The sequence below is a fragment of the Flavobacteriales bacterium genome (assembly GCA_020635795.1).
GTDB lineage: Bacteria > Bacteroidota > Bacteroidia > Flavobacteriales_E > Vicingaceae > Vicingus.
The window spans coordinates 1,196,188-1,215,908 of sequence record JACJZD010000001.1; the positions used below are offsets into that span (position 1 = coordinate 1,196,188).

The 19,721-nt window shown below is 31.2% G+C and carries 19 protein-coding genes; 5 read left to right on the forward strand and 14 right to left on the reverse strand.

The window, feature by feature from the left end; all coding sequences use genetic code 11:
• Positions 1–16: 16 nt before the first annotated feature.
• The 3 genes from H6589_05285 to H6589_05295 form a co-directional block, all read right to left on the reverse strand.
• Positions 17–1,393, reverse strand: a complete 1,377-nt coding sequence (locus H6589_05285) for a HAMP domain-containing histidine kinase (protein MCB9174002.1) — start codon at positions 1,391–1,393, stop codon at positions 17–19.
• Entirely contained in the window at positions 1,390–2,088 is a 699-nt protein-coding gene (locus H6589_05290) for a response regulator transcription factor (protein ID MCB9174003.1), read from the reverse strand. Before H6589_05290 ends, H6589_05285 begins: the two co-directional genes overlap by 4 nt.
• A 109-nt stretch (positions 2,089–2,197) precedes the next feature.
• Positions 2,198–4,753 carry an ATP-dependent Clp protease ATP-binding subunit gene (locus H6589_05295; protein ID MCB9174004.1) on the reverse strand — a complete coding sequence of 852 codons (2,556 nt, stop codon included), beginning with the start codon at positions 4,751–4,753 and terminating at the stop codon, positions 2,198–2,200.
• Positions 4,754–4,976: 223 nt separating this feature from the next.
• Here H6589_05295 and gyrA point away from each other — a divergent pair, with 223 nt between their 5' ends.
• The gene (gene gyrA / locus H6589_05300) at positions 4,977–7,553 is read left to right on the forward strand and encodes a DNA gyrase subunit A (GenBank protein ID MCB9174005.1); all 2,577 of its coding nucleotides are present in this window, start codon (positions 4,977–4,979) and stop codon (positions 7,551–7,553) included.
• Between the two features lie 11 nt (positions 7,554–7,564).
• Positions 7,565–8,845: a tetratricopeptide repeat protein gene (locus tag H6589_05305; GenBank protein MCB9174006.1), complete on the forward strand. Its 1,281-nt coding sequence runs from the start codon at positions 7,565–7,567 to the stop codon at positions 8,843–8,845.
• A 68-nt stretch (positions 8,846–8,913) separates the two neighbouring features.
• Here H6589_05305 and H6589_05310 read toward each other — a convergent pair whose 3' ends face one another.
• Positions 8,914–9,528 (reverse strand): LysE family transporter, encoded by a 615-nt coding sequence (locus tag H6589_05310; GenBank protein ID MCB9174007.1) that lies wholly within the window; start codon positions 9,526–9,528, stop codon positions 8,914–8,916.
• A gap of 73 nt (positions 9,529–9,601) precedes the next feature.
• On the opposite strand from H6589_05310, the gene H6589_05315 reads away from it, so the two are divergent.
• Together H6589_05315 and H6589_05320 are read left to right on the forward strand one after the other, a co-directional pair.
• Positions 9,602–10,783 carry a hypothetical protein gene (locus tag H6589_05315; protein MCB9174008.1) on the forward strand — a complete coding sequence of 394 codons (1,182 nt, stop codon included), beginning with the start codon at positions 9,602–9,604 and terminating at the stop codon, positions 10,781–10,783.
• A gap of 3 nt (positions 10,784–10,786) precedes the next feature.
• Entirely contained in the window at positions 10,787–11,794 is a 1,008-nt protein-coding gene (locus H6589_05320; protein ID MCB9174009.1) for a metal-dependent hydrolase, read from the forward strand.
• Positions 11,795–11,838: 44 nt separating this feature from the next.
• On the opposite strand, the gene H6589_05325 is transcribed toward H6589_05320, so the two are convergent.
• From H6589_05325 to H6589_05365, 9 genes are all read right to left on the reverse strand, one after another.
• Positions 11,839–12,339, reverse strand: coding sequence for a DUF1761 domain-containing protein (locus H6589_05325; GenBank protein ID MCB9174010.1), 501 nt, complete (start codon positions 12,337–12,339; stop codon positions 11,839–11,841).
• A 30-nt stretch (positions 12,340–12,369) separates the two neighbouring features.
• Positions 12,370–12,684 (reverse strand): hypothetical protein, encoded by a 315-nt coding sequence (locus tag H6589_05330; GenBank protein ID MCB9174011.1) that lies wholly within the window; start codon positions 12,682–12,684, stop codon positions 12,370–12,372.
• 58 nt (positions 12,685–12,742) lie between these two features.
• Positions 12,743–13,108, reverse strand: coding sequence for an RNA-binding S4 domain-containing protein (locus H6589_05335; protein MCB9174012.1), 366 nt, complete (start codon positions 13,106–13,108; stop codon positions 12,743–12,745).
• Positions 13,098–13,826 carry a pseudouridine synthase gene (locus H6589_05340; GenBank protein MCB9174013.1) on the reverse strand — a complete coding sequence of 243 codons (729 nt, stop codon included), beginning with the start codon at positions 13,824–13,826 and terminating at the stop codon, positions 13,098–13,100. The genes H6589_05335 and H6589_05340 overlap by 11 nt, the downstream gene beginning before the upstream one ends.
• Positions 13,827–14,638: 812 nt before the next feature.
• The gene (locus tag H6589_05345; GenBank protein MCB9174014.1) at positions 14,639–15,025 is read right to left on the reverse strand and encodes a hypothetical protein; all 387 of its coding nucleotides are present in this window, start codon (positions 15,023–15,025) and stop codon (positions 14,639–14,641) included.
• Positions 15,026–15,069: 44 nt separating this feature from the next.
• Complete coding sequence (locus H6589_05350; protein ID MCB9174015.1) at positions 15,070–15,651, reverse strand: hypothetical protein; 582 nt, start codon at positions 15,649–15,651, stop codon at positions 15,070–15,072.
• A 79-nt stretch (positions 15,652–15,730) separates the two neighbouring features.
• Positions 15,731–16,573: a hypothetical protein gene (locus H6589_05355; protein MCB9174016.1), complete on the reverse strand. Its 843-nt coding sequence runs from the start codon at positions 16,571–16,573 to the stop codon at positions 15,731–15,733.
• A 50-nt stretch (positions 16,574–16,623) separates the two neighbouring features.
• Positions 16,624–17,169 carry a hypothetical protein gene (locus H6589_05360; protein MCB9174017.1) on the reverse strand — a complete coding sequence of 182 codons (546 nt, stop codon included), beginning with the start codon at positions 17,167–17,169 and terminating at the stop codon, positions 16,624–16,626.
• Positions 17,170–17,769: 600 nt separating this feature from the next.
• Positions 17,770–17,973: a hypothetical protein gene (locus tag H6589_05365; GenBank protein ID MCB9174018.1), complete on the reverse strand. Its 204-nt coding sequence runs from the start codon at positions 17,971–17,973 to the stop codon at positions 17,770–17,772.
• A 465-nt stretch (positions 17,974–18,438) separates the two neighbouring features.
• Here H6589_05365 and H6589_05370 point away from each other — a divergent pair, with 465 nt between their 5' ends.
• A complete protein-coding gene (locus H6589_05370; protein ID MCB9174019.1) occupies positions 18,439–18,864 on the forward strand; it encodes a TerB family tellurite resistance protein in 426 nt (141 codons plus the stop codon).
• A gap of 55 nt (positions 18,865–18,919) precedes the next feature.
• On the opposite strand, the gene H6589_05375 is transcribed toward H6589_05370, so the two are convergent.
• On the reverse strand, positions 18,920–19,708 hold the full coding sequence (locus H6589_05375; GenBank protein ID MCB9174020.1) for a helix-turn-helix domain-containing protein: 789 nt from the start codon (positions 19,706–19,708) through the stop codon (positions 18,920–18,922).
• Positions 19,709–19,721: the final 13 nt, after the last annotated feature.

The window sequence follows — 19,721 nt, forward strand, 5'->3', positions numbered from 1 at the left end:
AAAAAAGGTTGTTGATTTAATTAGAAATTGGAATGATCATTTTAACTGTTGTACCATTATTGATTTTGGAGACAATATCTAATTGTCCACCATGAATTTCCATTATTTTTTTAGTTAAAGGTAATCCTAAGCCACTTCCAGAAATATTTTTGGCATTTTGAGCCCTATAAAATGGTTGGAAAACCTTCTCCAATTCGTCAGGTTCGATACCAATACCATTATCTATAAATTCTATAGTAAACAACTTATCAATTACAGAAAGATTAATACTAACAGAATTATCAGCCGAATACTTACAAGCATTGTCCATTAAATTAAAAATGGCGGTTTTGAGGAGGTGCTCATTTCCATTAATGGTAAGCAAGCTCTCATCATCTATTGAAGTAATAAATTGAATAGCAATCTTATATTCTTTTTTTCTGTTTAATAATTCCGTTCTTGCAGACCATAATAATTCATCAATCCGAACTTTTTGTTTAGTAATTGCAGATATGTCTGAACTGGCTTTTGCTAAATCAAGCAACCCATTAGAAATTTCATTTAAGTTTTTTATATCATCTAAAATAGATTTAAGAATATCTTTATACTCACCCTGACTTCTGGCTTTCATTAGTGTAACCTCAATTTGTCCTGTTATAGCCGTTAAAGGAGTTCTTAATTCATGTGAGGCGTTAGAAACAAAGCTTTTCTGCATACCAAAAGCAGATTCTAATTGTTCTAACATTCGATTAAATGTGATGGCTAATTGAGATATTTCATCTGTCCCATTTCCTTCATCAACCCTTAAATTTAAACTAGAAATGGTTATCTTTTCTACTTGATTTACAACCTCCGACATTGGTTTTAATGCTCTTGCAGCAAACATTTTACCTAAAAACACTATAATACCTATACTCAATAAAAAACCAAGAATAAGCACCCATTTTAAGTTGTTTAGTTTGTTTCTACCATAAATATCTAAAGCAGAAGCAATCACAACAAACCTATCAAATTTATCAGTGTATAATAGACCTAAAACCTCATGGTTTTTATAAACTAATCGAACTTCATTTTCAAGTCTTATTTGATTAAGCAATTCTTCTGTAACAAATAAATTGTTTTCATCAGAACTGTTGTAGATTAATTTATTCTTGTAATCAAAAATCATTACCTTTTCATCATACAAAGAAACATTGGTGTTTTTATCAATAATTTTCAATAAATCATGATCAACTTCTTGAACATCTACAAGAAGTCTGGCTGTGCTGATAGCTTTGTTTTCAAGTCGTGAATAGAACTCAGATACTCGATAAGTTGCAGAAAAATAATAGACGCTAACTGAAAACAATATAAGAATTAGCGATACTATTAAGGTAAACTGAAGGGTTAACTTGGTTTTAATGTTTAAATTCATTCTTTACCTTCTTTTAACACATATCCAATACCTGTTTGAGTATGAATAAGTTTAGGAGAGAAATCTTTATCTATTTTTTTACGTAAAAAATTCACGTAAACATCTATAACATTTGTTCCTGTATCGAACGAAATATCCCATACTTTTTCAGCAATATCCAATCGAGTTAACACTCTACCTTTATTTCGTAATAAGTATTCTAACAATGCAAATTCTTTCTGGGTTAAATCAATTTTAATTCCATCTCTTTTTACCTCATAAGTATCTAAATTCATTTCTAGATTTAAAAAAGTGATTAGATTACTACCATTTTCTATGTTTGAATTACGCTTTAGTAATGATTTTATTCTTGCCAACAGTTCCCTAAATTCAAATGGTTTAATCAAATAATCATCAGCTCCAGCATCAAACCCAGTTAATTTATCCTCAGTTGTACCCAAAGCTGTTAACATTAAAATAGGCACTTTAATGTTTTTATGTCTTATTTCTTTACAGAGTTCTACTCCGTTTTTTAAAGGCATGTTCACATCTAGTATAATTAGATTGTAATTTTTAGAATCAAACATTCTTTTACCAATATTGCCATCGTAGGCAATATCAACAACAAAACCATTTTCTTCTAATCCTAACTTTATAAAAGAAGCTACTTTTGGTTCATCTTCAACGACTAGAATGTTAATTTCTTTTTGTATCATCTTTTTGATTTATAAGTGCAAAGTAATGTTATAATTAAATGCAGGTAAATTAAAATACCATTAATTTTTACTTCATAAAAAAGCCCCACCATATTGCGGGGCTTTTTTTTTATTCTTTTTCTGATTCAGAACTATTTTTTTTCTTTTTTGCTTTCTGAACAGAAATAACAAGTTCTTCCTTGTTTTCGTGCAAATCAACCATTATGGTGTCTCCTTCAGTTAATTTAGACTGAATAATTTCTTCTGCTAAAGGATCTTCCAAGTATTTTTGAATAGCACGTTTTAATGGGCGAGCACCAAATGCAGAGTCATAACCTTTATCCGCAATAAAATCTTTAGCGGGTTCGGTTAAATTAATTTGGTAACCCAATTCAATGATTCTCTTGTACAAACTTTGTAATTCAATATCAATAATTTTATGAATGTCTTCTTGTGTTAAATGATTAAACATTACCACATCATCAATTCTATTTAAGAATTCGGGAGCAAAAGCTTTTTTAAGTGCATTTTGTATTACAGATGCCGAATGTTCATCAGCACTTTCTTTTTTAGCTGCTGTAGAAAAACCAACGCCTTGTCCAAAATCTTTTAATTGACGAGCCCCAATGTTAGAGGTCATGATAATGATAGTGTTTTTGAAGTTTATTTTTCTTCCTAAACTATCTGTCAACTGACCATCATCTAACGCTTGTAATAAAATATTGAACACATCTGGATGAGCTTTTTCAACTTCATCTAATAAAACAATAGAGTAGGGCTTTCTTCTCACTTTTTCTGTTAATTGTCCGCCTTCTTCATAACCAACATACCCTGGAGGTGCGCCAACTAAACGAGAAACAGCAAATTTTTCCATGTACTCACTCATGTCAATACGAATTAATGCATCTTCTGAGTCGAACATTGTTCTAGCCAATACTTTAGCTAACTGTGTTTTACCAACACCTGTCGGACCTAAAAATATAAACGAACCAATTGGTTTGTTTGGGTCTTTTAATCCAGCACGGTTTCTTTGAATAGCTTTAACTACTTTTTTTACTGCTTCATCCTGACCAATAACTTTACCCATCATGAGTTCACTCATTTTGAATAATTTATCTCCTTCAGCTTGAGCAATACGTTGAGTAGGTATTCCAGTCATCATACCTACAACTTCTGCAACATTATCTTCAGTAACAGTTTCTTTGTGGTTTTTCGTTTCTTCGTCCCACGCATTTTTAGCGTTATCTAAATCTCTTAATAGGTTTCGCTCTGTATCTCTTAATTGAGCTGCTTCTTCATATTTCTGACTTCTTACAACTTGGTTTTTCTTCTCTTTAATGTCTTCAATTTTCTTTTCAATATCCAAGATGTTTTTTGGAACTTTTATGTTGGTTATGTGAACACGAGAACCAGCTTCATCTAAAGCATCCAAAGCCTTATCAGGCAAATGCCTATCGGTTATGTATCTATCGGTTAATTTCACACAAGCTTCAATAGCTTCAGGCGTGTAAATTACGTTGTGATGGGTTTCGTATTTTTCTTTTACATTATTTAATATGATAATAGTCTCCTCAACTGAAGTTGGCTCAATCATTACTTTTTGGAAACGACGCTCTAGAGCTCCATCTTTTTCTATGTACTGACGGTATTCATCTAAAGTAGTAGCACCAATACATTGTATTTCACCTCTTGCCAATGCAGGTTTAAACATATTAGAAGCATCTAATGAACCTGATGCTCCACCAGCCCCAATAATGGTATGAATTTCATCAATAAAAAGGATAATGTCAGGAGATTTTTCCAACTCGTTCATTACCGCTTTCATTCGTTCCTCAAACTGACCTCTGTATTTTGTTCCTGCAACCAACGAAGCCAAATCAAGTGTTACAATTCGTTTTCCGAATAAAACCCTTGAAACCTTTTTTTGAATAATTCTTAAAGCCAATCCTTCAGCTATAGCAGATTTACCAACACCAGGTTCACCAAGCAAAATAGGATTGTTCTTTTTTCTACGTGATAATATTTGAGAAACACGTTCTATTTCTTTCTCACGACCAACAATAGGGTCTAATTTACCTTCTTCGGCATATTTGGTTAAATCTCTACCAAAATTATCTAATACAGGAGTTTTTGATTTCGCATCTGTCGATTTTGCAGCGCCAGAACCCGAACTACCCATAAAACCCTTTCCGTCATCGTCATCTTCATTATCAGATGGAAATTCTGCTTTTGGAAGTTGATCCTCTTCAACTAAATTTAATATCATAATTTCTTCTTTAACATCGTTATAATTTACATTCAATAAGTTTAAAACTTTTGAAGCAACACTATTTTCTTCTTTTAATATCGATAACAAAAGGTGTTCAGTACCAATAATGTTATTTTTAAACATCTTTGCCTCTAAATAAGTTATCTTTAATACCTTTTCGGCTTGTTTAATCAAAGGTATATTAGCCATTGTATGTGTTGCAGCATCGCCAGCCTTAGTTGATTCTTCAAGTTTTAATCGAAGCTCTTTAATATCAACCCCCAGCGATTTTAATATTTTAATGGCTAAACCATTTCCTTCTCTTATAATACCTAATAAAAGATGTTCTACACCAATGTAGTCATGACCTAAACGTAAAGCTTCTTCTTTACTGTAAGTGATAACATCTTTAACTTTTACTGAAAAATTCGCATCCATAAATTTAGTTTTTAGACTCAACTCGATTAATAAAGTTAAGACTTATTGGCTTAATTCAAAAGTAAATATATATCAAATATTTAACCGTTTATGAAGATGTTCATTTTTCAACAAAAATTTGTTAGTAAGTAAGTCTTTTTTTTAAGGGGAAAACCTTTTTTTAATGTGTATTTTCGAAGGTCTAAAAAAAAGGTATTTTATTGAGTTTAAATAAGGAAAAATTATGGCTGAAGGAGAAAAAATAATTCAGATAAATATTGATGATGAAATGAGATCAGCGTACATCGATTATTCGATGTCGGTTATTGTTTCTCGTGCTTTACCTGATGTGAGAGATGGTTTAAAACCAGTACACAGAAGAATTTTGTACGGTATGATGGATTTAGGTGTACGTTCAAATAGTGCACATAAAAAATCAGCAAGAATTGTAGGTGAGGTTTTAGGTAAGTATCACCCGCATGGCGATACTGCAGTTTACGACTCTATGGTGCGTATGGCACAAGAATGGTCGTTACGATACATGTTGGTTGACGGACAAGGTAACTTTGGATCTGTTGATGGTGATAGTCCTGCTGCAATGCGTTACACAGAGGCTAGGTTAAGAAAGATTGCCGAAGACATGTTGGCAGATATCGACAAAGAAACGGTTGATTTTAAATTAAACTTTGATGATTCGTTGGAAGAACCAACGGTATTACCAACAAGAATACCTGCTTTGTTAATAAATGGAGCGTCGGGTATTGCTGTAGGTATGGCAACTAATATGGCCCCTCATAACTTAACAGAGGTTATTGATGGTATTGTTGCTTACATTAATAATAAAGATATCGATGTTGAAGGCTTGATGCAACACATCAAAGCTCCTGATTTCCCAACAGGTGGTATTATTTATGGTTACGGAGGTGTTAAGGAAGCATTTGAAACTGGTAGAGGACGTATTGTAATGCGTGCAAAAGCGGAGATTGAAGAAGTAGGATCGGGTAGAATGCAAATTATTGTTTCAGAAATACCTTATCAAACCAACAAGGCTGAAATGATTAAGAAAACAGCCGATTTAATCAACGATAAAAAAATCGAAGGGATTTCTGATATTAGAGATGAGTCGGATAGAAATGGTATGCGAATTGTTTACGAATTAAAACGTGAAGCAATTGCGAATGTAGTATTAAATAATTTATTTAAATATACAGGGTTACAAACCTCATTTAGTGTAAATAACATTGCTTTAGTTAAAGGAAGACCTGTAATGTTAAACCTAAAAGATATTATTGTTGAGTTTGTTGAATTTAGACATGAGGTTGTAGTAAAAAGAGCTCAATACGATTTAAGAAAAGCAGAAGAAAGAGCTCATATTTTAGAAGGTTTAATTATTGCTTCTGATAACATTGACGAAGTAATAAAAATAATTAGAGCATCAAATAGCCCAGATGAAGCAAGAGAAAGCTTAATGGAGCGATTTAATTTATCTGACCTACAGTCGAGAGCGATTGTTGAAATGAGATTAAGACAATTAACAGGACTGGAGCAAGATAAGTTAAGAGCTGAATTCGAACAAATCATGAATTTAATTAAAGATTTGCAAGATATTTTAGCAAATGAAGAACGAAGAATGCAAATTATTATTGATGAGTTATTAGAAGTTAAAGCTAAATATGGCGACGAGCGTAGAAGTGTTATCGAATACGCTGGTGGTGACTTTAGTATCGAAGACATGATTCCTGATGAAGAGGTGGTAGTTACTATTTCTCATTTGGGTTACATGAAACGTACTTCTTTATCGGAATACAAATTACAAAATAGAGGAGGAGTAGGCTCAAAAGGAACGGCAACTCGTGATGAAGATTTCTTAGAACACTTATTTGTAGCAACTACACACAACTATTTGCTAGTGTTTACTGAAAAAGGTAAGTGTTATTGGATGCGAGTATTTGAAATTCCAGAAGGTACAAAACAATCGAAAGGTAGAGCTATTCAAAACCTAATCAATATTGAGCCTGATGATAAAATTTTAACATACATCAATGTTAAAGATTTAAAAGATGATGATTACATTAACAACAACTACATTGTAATGTGTACCAAAAAAGGAATCATCAAGAAAACTACTTTAGAAGCCTATTCTCGTCCAAGAGCCAATGGTATTAATGCCATTACAGTTAGAGAAGGAGATTTATTGTTAGAAGCAAAATTAACTTCAGGTAAGGACGAAATTATTATGGCGATTAAATCAGGACGTGCAATTCGTTTTAACGAAGAAAAAGTTCGTCCAATGGGTAGAAACGCTTCAGGTGTAAGAGGAGTTACCATTCCTGAAAATGGCGAAGTAATTGGTATGATTACCATTACTGACCCAGAATCGCAACATATTTTAGTAGTTTCAGAAAATGGTTACGGTAAACGTTCTGATGTTGAAGATTATAGAGTTACTAACAGAGGTGGTAAAGGTGTTAAAACCATTAATGTTACCGATAAAACAGGTAATTTAATTGCAATTAAATGTGTTACTGACGAGGATGATTTAATGATTATCAACAAATCCGGTATCGTTATTCGTTTAGCTGTAAAAGATTTACGCGTAATGGGTAGAGCTACTCAAGGTGTTCGTTTAATAAACTTACGTAACGGCGATTCTATTGCTGCAGTAACTCGAGTTGAACACAATGAAGATGAGGAGACAGATCAAATAGATGAAGAAGGAAATGTTGTTGCAAAACAAGTTTCTGATGCTGATGTAGCTGACGAAACTGATAGTGGCAAGGATATTGATAATACAGAAGAAGATTTAAACAACGAAGAATAAAATTAAAATTTATGAAAAAAACAGTTTTAACAATAACCACTATTGTTGTAGCTTCCTTAGGATTTGCTCAAAAAGCTAAAGTGGTGAGTGCTTACAATTACAATAAAGCATTCGAACGTTCATTAAAATGTAGCGAATTAGTTGATGGTTTAGCTGCAATTAATGAAGCAATTAATGATGCTGAAGCTCAAACATGGGCAAAAACGTGGTATTACAGAGGTAACCTTTACTTTAATGTTTTAGCAAGTAAAACAAGCAAAGAATCGTGTGTGAGTTTAGATGCAGATGCTCTAGAAAAATGTACTGATTCGTATATGAAAGCTATGGTATTAAATTTTCAAGACCCAGAACTTAAAAAACTTGACTTAGAAAAAGATGAAGATGTAATGAAGTTTATGATGGCCATTAAAGAGGCATTTGAAGGTAAAATCAAAGTTGATGATGAAACATACAATATGGATATCATTAGCAGAAAAATACCTGGTTTATCTGGAGAATATGGTAATAAAGGTATTGGTCAATTCCAAAATAAAGATTACAAAGGCGCTCAAGAAAGTTTTGGTAAATCATTAATGTTGGGTCAATTTACAGGAAAGATGGATACCATGATGATGTACAATACTGCTTTAGCATCTGAATTAGCTGGTGATAACGCTACTGCAAAACAAGTTTACGAAGGTTTAATTATGTTAAAGTACAATGTTGATGGTAACGGACCAAACCTTTACATGTCTTTATCAAAAATCTACAAAAAAGAAGGCGATACTGCAAAAGCTGATGAAATTGTAAAAAAAGGTAGAAAAGCTTATCCTAACGATTATAATTTAATTGTTACTGAATTAGATGGTTATTTAGCATCAGGAAAGCACCAAGAAGCTTTAACTAATTTAGATTTAGCGATTACTAATAATCCTAAAAACGAAGTGTTATATTTTGCTAGAGGTACAGTTTACGAAAACTTAAAAAACGAAGATAAAGCTGTAGCGGATTATAAAAAAGCGATTGAAATCAAACCTGATTATTACGATGCACACTTTAACTTAGGAGCTTATTTCTTTAATAAAGGTGCAGAAAAAATTAACGAAGCAAATGCTTTGCCTTACAACGAAACCAAAAAGTTTGAGGCAATGAAATTAGAGGCTAAAAAATTGTTTGAAACATCAATACCATCAATAGAAAAAGCTAATGAGCTTAATCCAAAAGATGTAGATACGGCTAACATGCTTATTAAAGTATATACTCAAACAGAGCAATACGATAAAGCAAAAGCAATTAAAGCAAAATATCAATAATTGATAGGTACTCGTAATCAAAAAAAAAGGGAAGATAAATTATCTTCCCTTTTTTTGTTTTCCATCATTTATTTAAAACAATAAACAATTGCCCAAATACCAAATACAAGGAGGATTAAACCAAAAACTCGATAAATGTTAATTAAATGTTTTGGACTTAAAAATTTTTTAATTCGATGTGCAGTAAGCACTTTTAATAAATCGGTAGAAAAAATACCCAGCAATGCTGCACCTAAAAACATAAACAAATCGTTGGTATTAGGATACTCTGCTTTAGCCACACCAATTACTCCAATCCACACCACAAAAACAAAAGGATTGATAAAATTGATTAAAAAACCCTGAGTAAAAAAGGCAACATAATTGGCTTTCGATAATGTTATTTTTTTTGCAGCCACCTCAGTGTTTATTTGAGGTTTAAAAATAAATTTTAGCCCTAACGCTAATAAAATTAACCCTCCAACTATACCTATCCAAAACTGATTTTTAGAGTTTTCAAAAAAAGCTATTGCACCCAACGAGCAAATAATAATACATACTAAATCGGCAAAAACAATACCTAAAGCTACTGATAACCCAGAGAAGAAACCTCCATCGAGGGTAGATTTTAGTAAATAGAAAAACACAGGACCCAAGAAGATCACAAAACCTAACCCTAACAAATAACCATGCAACAGTGCCATTTATACAAAATTAACAAATTGATAAGATTTTGAACAGTTTAAAAACTTAAATTTAACCTCTAATCAAATTTAAATGAACCAAACCAATAAAAGTAAAGCCGAACACCAACTTTCTTACAGTTTTTACGACTCCATTTATGCTGTAAACGATAAACATTGGAATGAAATAAACAACAATATTTATTTATCAATCAACTATTTAGGAGCATTAGAAAGTGCTTTAAAATTTCAACTTAAATTTAAATATATACAGTTTTATAAAAACAACAAACCCGTTGCAATTGCTTCTGTTCAACTTGTAAAGTTTATCGATAAAGGCTCACCTTATCAAGAACAGTTGTGTATATTAACCAATCACATTAAAAACAAGTTAATCCAATCGCTCGAAGTAGGGTTAATGGTTTGTGGCAATGTATTTTGCTGTGGCGAAAATGGTTTTATTTATTCAAATGAGCTAACCAATGAAGAAGCATACATTGGCTTGAATAACGCCTTAAAAGAATTGCGTAAACAAGAAGAATCTACATGGAAATCATCAGTAATATTATTAAAAGAGTTTTGGCCCGATAATTTTAATAAAAGCGACCAGCTTAAAAAAGATGATTTCAGGGATTTTATGATTGATGTCAACATGATTTTACAAATACATCCTTCATGGAATAATTTAGACGATTACTTAATGAGTATGACCACTAAATTTAGAACTAAAGCAAAAAGTGTGGTTAAGAAATCGGCTGATATTGTTCAGCGAAATTTAACTGATGAGGAAATTTTAATACATCAAAACCGCATTGAAGAACTGTATCGTAATGTATTAGATAAATCAGATTATTCTTTAGGAGAACTAAACGGACAAGCATTTGTTAACTTTAAACGAGAATTGAAAACTCAATTTATTGTAACCGGTTATTTTCTAGAAAATAAATTAATTGGATTTAGTTCAGCTTTTTGGTTTAACAATGTTTTAGATGCCAATTATGTTGGTATTGACTACGATTACAATATTGAGTATGCCCTTTACCAACGTATGTTGTACGATTTAGTGGCAGTTGCCATTCAGAAAAAAACAACAGAAGTACGCTTTGGAAGAACTGCTGAAGAAATTAAAAGTTGTTTAGGTGCTGTTCCTACCAATATGAAATTATATGTAAAACATAAAAATTCGGTAAAAAACAAACTCATCAAACCCATACTAAAAACCATAACACCAAGTGAGTTTGAATTAAGGAAACCATTTAAAGCCAATTTTGTTTAAACGATGGATTCCTTAACCCAGATAGTTTTAGGCTCGGCTGTTGGTGAAGCAGCTATTGGGAAAAAAGTAGGAAATTGGGCTATTTTATGGGGTGCTGTTGCAGGTACTACCCCTGATTTGGATGTGTTTGCAAAACATTTTACCGACAATGTTACGGCACTAGAAATACATCGTGGTTTTTCTCATTCTATATTGTTTAGTGTCATTTTCGCACCCATTTTGGGTTGGATTGTCAGTAAAATTCATCGTAAACTTAATGCTACTTGGAAAGATTGGACGTGGTTAATGTTTTTAAGTTTAATTACTCATCCCTTATTAGATGCTCATACTACCTGGGGAACACAACTTTTTTGGCCTCACGAATACCGTGTTGCTTATAAAAACATATTTGTTGCCGACCCTTTATATACCTTACCTTTTATAGCTTTTTTAATTGCAGCAATGTGCTACAAAAAAGGCACCGTAAAACGCAAAACATTAAATAACTTAGGATTAATAGTTAGTAGCTTTTACATGGTATTAACACTGGGCTTCAAATGGATAAGCTATCCTAAATTTATTGCATCGTTAGAGAAACAACACATTGAATATATTGAAGTTAAAACTCGTCCAACACCTTTAAATTCGATATTATGGAGCGCCAATGTAATGTTAGACGATGGTTTTTTGGTGGGTTATTATTCCTTGTTAGACAAACAAGATGTAGCATATTCGGAGATGATTCCCAAAAACCATCATTTGTTGGGTAACATGATAAACGAAAAGAAGATTAAACAACTAATAAAAATATCGGAAGGATGGTTTACTATTGAAGAACGTGATGGTAAATTGTTGTTTAACGATTTACGATTCGGACAAAATGGAATAGATGCTAAAAATTCGGAGTTTATTTTTAGTTTTGAATTGATGTACGATGAACATGGAGAATTTCAAGCTATTGAACGACCACGTACTTTTAAAGAGGGTGGTAAATTAATTGGTTCGCTTTGGGAGAGAATTAAAGGAATATAAAAAAAGCAGCCAATGGCTGCTTTTTTATTTAATGATGATATGTGTTAAGCCCACTGACAAATGATTCCGCCCATTAAACCAATGGTGATAATCCAATATCCACCGTTAATGGCAATGTATTTAAATCCTTTTCTTTCAAACATGGCATTGGTGGCTAAAATTGGTAAAGCAAAAACAATTCCGTCTAATATACCATGAAATAAACCGTGCTTAAATGTTCTAAAGTTTTGACCATATTTAGTCATAAAATCTTGAGCAAAAGTCCAAGCTTCTCCAGTTTGATCTTGCATACCTGGCTCGTTCATTAAAGCCGAAAAAATGTGTGCTTGATGTACAACAATGAAATATACAGCTAAAGCTAACATTAAGCTAAATACATAACTTAATCCGAAAATTAAGCCCATATTAGCTCCTTTCATTTTTTCTTCGGTTACATCTGCAGCTTTCATCCAAGCATTACCTAAGGTTTTCGGATTGTACCAGATAAAACCCATTACCATTGGTACTAATGCTGCTGCTAATAAAATTAAAAAATTTGGTCCCATATTATTGTTGTTTTAAAGTCAATTAATTCATTATTTTTTTTCATCAATCTCTACTTCAATAACCTTTTTAACTACTTTATCACCATCTTCCGATGTCCACTCCATAGTTTTCGTGCCTTTTTCACATGATGATTTAGCACATTTTTTTTCTTTTCCACATTTTGATTTACCAGAACAAGCTGATTCCGATTTGCAAGAAGAAGACTGTTCGCAATGCGATTTTGCTTTTGAGCATGATGATTTTCCACCACAATTACCACAACACAGGTGCATAATTACCGCCACAATTAACATTGTTGCTAGTGTTGTTATTACTGATACAATGATTGTTTTTTTAGTTTCCATTTTTTGTTCTTTTATTGGTTAGGTATCTGTAAATATAACGATTTTATAAAAGATTTAATTAATCGGTTAATTTATCTAAATCTCTACGGTCTTTTTTAGTTGGACGACCTTTTATTCCAAGTACTTTGTTTTGATGATTTTGCAATTGAATTTGTTCTAGTTGAACCAAATCTGCTTCAAGAGTAGTTTCTACAATGTATTGACTAACTAATTTTGCGCCAACTCTCGATTTTGGTAAGTCTAATACCTTAAAAGTTCGCCAAATAGGTATCACTTTTAAAGCTATTTCATCGCTAATACTAACTACTTTACTCGGTTTTACGAAAGCTCCATTAAGTTTTACTTTTTCGCCATCGCAAGCTTTTGCTGCTAATGTTCTGGTTTTAAACAAACGTACCGCCCAAATAAATTTGTCAATTCTCATTAATGTTCCAATTAAAAACGTTAAAAATAAGCATCCAATCTAAAGGAAACTCGGCTGTTAAACTTATTTTTTTAAGGGTTAGGGGGTGAGTAAACTCAATTTTATAAGCGTGCAAAAAAAGATAGTTGCAGTTAAACTGTGTTTCGAACATACGGTTATGAAACCGATCGCCGTATTTATAATCACCAACAATTGGATGATTAATTTTGTTCATGTGTTTACGCAATTGATGCATACGACCAGTTTCAGGTAATAATTTTATTAAACTGTAACGCGATTTATCGTAAGGTGTAACTGGAATGTCTAATTCTATACTGCAAATGGTTTGGTAATTGGTTAACGCATCTTTATAAACACCCGTATCGTCATTTTTTACTGGAGTATCAATTTTACCCGTATTTGGCGAAAAACCACGAACAATAGCAAAATATGTTTTGTGAATATCGTTTTGATTAAACAGTTCTTGAAACGGAGCTACAAATTCTTTTTGTTTAGCTAAAAGTATAATTCCAGAGGTTTTACGGTCTAAACGATGTATAGGGTAATATTCAGTACCTAATTGATTGGTTAACTGTTCTAACAATGTTGGTTCTTCAATATTTCTGGCATAATGTGAGTGGTGTACCAAAAAGTTATTGGGTTTATTTACAGCAATAATATAATCGTCTTCAAAAACAATTTCTATAGCCTCAATTTTCGGTTGGATGGAAGTGTTCATTTATATTACAATGATACGATATAATTAGGTGTAAAAAATATTCTATTTAACATAATATTAATTATAGGACAAAACGCTATTCTTATTTTTTTAAGTCTTTAACGCGTTTGTCAACTATAATGGATATTATGTCTGCGTTCGTTCCTCACTTGCTTTGCTTATGGCAGCAAAGTAAATAGAACACACATTCCAACGCTTCTTTAAATTCTCGTATTCAAAGTAATTCTCCGTAAATTTAAAAATATTCGATTATTCGTGAGTTGTTTATTTTTTTAATGGAACTCATGAACTCCATTTCATTCCGTTTCTCAGGAAGTTTAGATTTTAAGCGGTATATCATTTTACTCATTCTTTTTTATTTTAAATTAATGTATTCGTGAATTCCGTTTCCCTCCATTTGTCCTATAATTAGCCATTATGTGTAAATAGCCGCACATGCCTTTCTTTTTTAAAAAATTTATTCTTTTGCCATCGCTCAAAAAAATTATGTGGTAGTTCACTTGCATACAAAAAATGCTATTTGCCTTAATAAGGCTTTTTTTCGCATTTTTCTATGCTGCGTCACTGAGTTGGTTTGATTTATTCTTTTTTCTTGATAAAAAAGAACCAAAAAATCAAGAAAGAAATATGCTTCAACGCTCTCTGTACAAATGCAAGTAATTCTATTAAAGTAAGTTCCCCGCTAAGGCGGGAAAAACGTAAACGCCTTTAATGTATTACTAAGCATTTGTCCATTCACGCCAAACGCTTGCCCGCATTTCTTTCCTGCCAACGCTCTTTAAATCCTGCTAATAATTATGTTAAATAGAAAACTATAAACTTTGTAACATATTATCTAAAGCAAACTTGCTCAACTCTGGAATTGCCTTGGTAAATACCTTTATTTCCCAATTTGACAAGTGTTTGAAGCGTTCGCCTTGGTCGTTATTGATAAATATGTAATCATCGGGCTTTGCGAGTTGTGTTGATGGTATTAAATACAATACCGGTTCAATGTCTTTCATAAACAGCACCAACGCCACCCAAAGGTTGTCTTTTGGTTCTCCTAAAACGGTTTTTGTGATTTTAACGCTTCTTTCTATTTCTAAGTTGATGGGCTGCAAATACAATTCGTGATAATTACCTGATTTGGTTTTAACAATAAAATCTACTCCCTCTCTCCCACTTTCATTTTGGAATACTTCTAACCGAGCTTTCATTAGTTCGAGCTTGGTAAAATGCTGGGCATATTTGTAGAGTTTACTCATCCTTTGTCAGGTCTAATTATGTGTTTCTTGTTTTTAAAGATTAATTTTTCATTTATGCTTCTAACTTCATTTTCAATAAATTGAACTTCATATAATTTAATTCCTGCTTCAATATATCTACTTAACACTAAGTCTTCTGTGGCATTTTCTAATGTATAACCCTTAGGTATTTTTTGTCGTAAGCCAATTTTATTAATCTTATCATCTTCTTCCTTTGTAACAATTGCAGCAAATTCATAATTATTTATTACCTCTAGAATTAACTCGGGTGTAGGTTGTTTTAAACTTTCTATGCTATTTCTAATTAAATTTTTAGGTATTAAATGTTCATGTCTTAAACCTTTATTAATATCAACTTTATCTTTGATATTCTTATTTCTTTTCTTTATTGCTTTTTCTGTCCAATATAATTTTTTGTATTTAATATCGTCAACCTTACCATTATATGAATCTGTAGTTACAGACCATAAAAGGGTATTAATTAATCTTTTGTAAATATTTATTGGGTAATCTTTTAATCGTAAATCGCAAATTAAATTTGCAATTGCTATTCTGTTTTCTGGGTTATCTATTTTCATAATATAAATATTGTTATAAACCTTTTATACTATTTGTTAGAAGTAGCGTTTTCTATTTTAAGGTAGTAATTATAAAAAACTAATCTATTCCACTAATTTTTCCTGCAGCTAGCGCTGCTGTAGATGCTTTCATGCAGTTAACAAAAATTGATTTTTCTATAGCACCTAAGCTCTCGTATGACTTCATGACTTCATCATAAGATTCATTGTGTTCCTTTTTCTGCAGGATAGTATTCCATTTCTTAATCTCTAGAAATTCATGTTTATCACTTTCATTACTTAGTGCTAAACATTTACTATTAATCATATTTGTATTATCTACTTGATTGGAGTAAAAATAAGCAGCTTCAATTAAAGCAGATTTACCTTCTGAATTCGATGTTTCAACAATTCTTGATGGTAATTCCATTGTGTATTGCTTTTTACAGTAATGACATTGAAGAATAGAATGGAGTTTATTAATGGAATAAACAATATAACTTGGAGTGTTATCCGTTTTACTACTAGTATTTAATGCGTTTGTAAAACCAGTAAAATTGAATCCTGCACAGATATCTATGACTTGGTCTGAATTCTCTATTATGTATAACAGATTTTTTCCACCATCTAAGATCTTTACATAAATTGTATATTCATTAGGTGTGCCAATTTCAATCACGTTCCATTTATGCATTTTTGCACCTTTAAATTCTGATGGCACTACTCCGTAATATTTAACTATTCGAAAGTTAAGAATACCAACTGTTATTTTATTCTCATTTATATTAAAAGTAATAGGTTGCACTCCATCTTTCCAACTAGACCATGTTGTTTCACCAGGCTCTCTTATACTATATGAAATATGTTCGGTTTTTATTATTTGTGCATTTAAACTAAATGGGAAAAATATAAAGATGATAATGAATTTTCTAATTAGCTTCATAACATTATTATTATACACTCCTAACATATGTCTAATATAAGAATTAATAATCAATCAAATACAATGGTATTAAAAATATTATAACCATCTTTAGATTCTACAGTAGCGATACCTGTTAACTTGTACCTTGGATGTAATAATAATTCTCTATGTCCTTTTGAGCTTAAATATAGATTTACTATAGTTTTAGAAAAAAACTTATAAATTTCAAATTCAGTTTCATTTCTAAAAGGTATGAAATATCCATTTTTCTTATACCCATATCCTGTTTGTAAACAAATTTCTGATTTTAAATTTGTTTTAAAATATTTTTCTCTATCTATTAAGGTTTTTAAAATGGTATCTACCTCTACTTTAATTCCATTATAATATGGATATTGTTCATGTTCTGCTTTATTAATCTCATAGATGTAATTTACTTGGTGTTTTGCAGCTTTAATTAAATTACTATCTTGTTTTAAGACATTAACAATGACAGTATCTTTTGCTAATGTATCTGTTTTATAATAACCATATTTCTTAAATAATGGTTTCACCCACCTTTCTTTTGTTTTATATTTATTCTTGGCGTTTAAAGAATCTCTTACATGATTCATATAATTAAGTATATAATTATTTAATGTGTCAACATTTAATTTTTCAAATAGTATCTCTTGTGAATAGCAATTTGAAATGCTGAATAGAATTATACAACTAATTAAATATTTCATTTTTAAGTAAATACATTGAGATTAATACCTAAACGAAAAATATAGAATATTTATTGTTATGGATTTAAGGCAAAGTTGAATTTTTAGGGCGTACCCTAAAGGTCGGGCTATCCGCTTATACGCCTCGCTTCGCTGTGGGGTATCGCTTCTATCCCTCACGCAGCTAAAAAATAAGTAAAGCTAAAAAGGCTTTACCCATTTTTTGCTAAAAGAAAGAGGTAGGTAAGAGTTTAAAATTTGCTTTAATTGGAGTAAAACGGAAATCATGAACTCCTATTTAAAAAAATAGAAAAGTGTGAATAACTGAACCGCAAATTTTAAACCCTTACTTGATTTTGTTTTAATAATTTTTTTTTTGCCCTTTTAAAAGAATTAATTCTTTAAAAACCTAAGCTATATTAACATAACGCAATACATTATAGGACAAAATTATGAGTGTTACTAAAAAAATAAGAACATTAAGAAAAAGAGCCTTGCAGTTTGGCTTTATTGACGATTTTGTCGAAGCAAAGAAATCTCTTCGTTAATATCTTTTAGAATTTGATTCTCAGATTCTAATTTTCTAAATATTAACTCATACTCATTAAATATATTTTCATCAACTTTTTTTAGAGCCTCAGCTAATGCTCTAAACTTAATACTATGTATTGTTAATAGCTTTGTAGTTTCTAAATGTTCTATTTTTTCCATTTGTTATAATTTTTTCCTATAATTAGTCGTTATGTTAAATAACCGCACGGGCAACGCTTTAACAATTAATTTCCACTACTAAAAAAACACCGTTCGTTCCTCACATTTTTTTATTAGTGGTCGTTTAAAATCTTCCAACAAATTTTAACAATGTTTTCCGCTTTTGAAAAACAAAGCTACTTAAAACATATAAAATTTGTTGGAAGATTTTAAACTAAATTAATTATTAACCAAAGTTATGTTAACATAACGCAATACATTATAAGACAAATAAATAAGTCATATAATTTGACATTATGCTAAATAACCGCACGGTAGTAAATACTTGATTTGGTTCATGTTTCAAAGATAAATTTTAATTGTTTTTATTTCGAATTAAAAATGCAAATAAATTGAAAGTATATAGTTCTTAATTAGTAATAAATTGAGTTATTTTGCGAAAAATTAATTTAAAGAAAAAACATTATGTCAATTATAGATTTATACGAATCAAGTGAACATAGAAACAATTTAGCACATTTTGCAGCTATCGTAAACTTGGCTTATGCTGATGGTAATTTTAATTCAGACGAAGAACAAATTGTTAAAAAATTTGCTCATAGATTAGGAATTACAGCTGATGAGTATGTTCAAATTGTTGAAAACAGAAAAAACTACCCGTTGATACCACCTGTTCGTTCAGAGGTTAGATTGGAAAGAATTTATGACTTTTTTAAGATGATGGCTGCCGACCATAATTTGGATGAAAAACAAATTCAATTAATTGAGCGTTATGCTATTGGATTGGGCTATCCTGATGCACAAGCTAGAACTATTATTGACAAATCAATGAAACTATTTGGTGGTAAAATTGATTTTGATGATTATGAGTTGTTAATCAACAAAAAATAGTTTCGTATAATCGTAATAAATTAAAAAGACACTTCATTTGAAGTGTCTTTTTTTTTTATTCTTCTAGCCTCCCTACTCTACTTTTTAAATCCTTTAATTCAATTCCAACACTTCTCATTAAATTTAAAATGCTGGCAGGATTTAACTCGTCTTCTTGGTATTGTCCTATACACAAGTTGAGTTTAAATTGCCAAATTTCTAACACATCGGATAAATGCAACAAATAAGGTTGGTACATTTTATTGTCAGACGAAAGAGTTAAATATCCCTCCTCTATTTTATCTGTAAAAACACGCTTATACACCAAACCATCATTTTTAGTTAAAATAATGTAACAGTAGCTGTTTTTAACTTGATGAATACTTTCTAAATATTCACAAACCACCACATCTCCATCCTTAACCCAAGGATGCATGGAATCTCCTTTTATTGGAAATGCACGATGTTTCCCTGTTGGTAAAAAATTTAAACTCATGATTGGCAGATTGGCAACAAATTCGGTGTCGGTATAACCTTGCAAGTAACCAGCTGAGGCTTCTTTGGTAACCACCTCTATTACATTATCATTGTTCTCATCCACTCTTATCGGAAATAACACCCGTTGATTCCCAATATCAATAAACGTATCGGTTGAACTTAAACTCAAATCATTTTTAACCAATGCATCAATAGGTAATTTAAAATAAGTTGAAAATTCAATTAATGTGTCTATTAATGGTTCTGACCTACCCTCTTCGTATGAGCCTATTCTCGATTTAGTAATATTTAATTCAATAGCTAACTGTTCTTGAGTTAACCCTTTTAAAGTTCTTAAATGCTTAATGTTTTTAGCTAATTTTCCCATAACTACAAATATA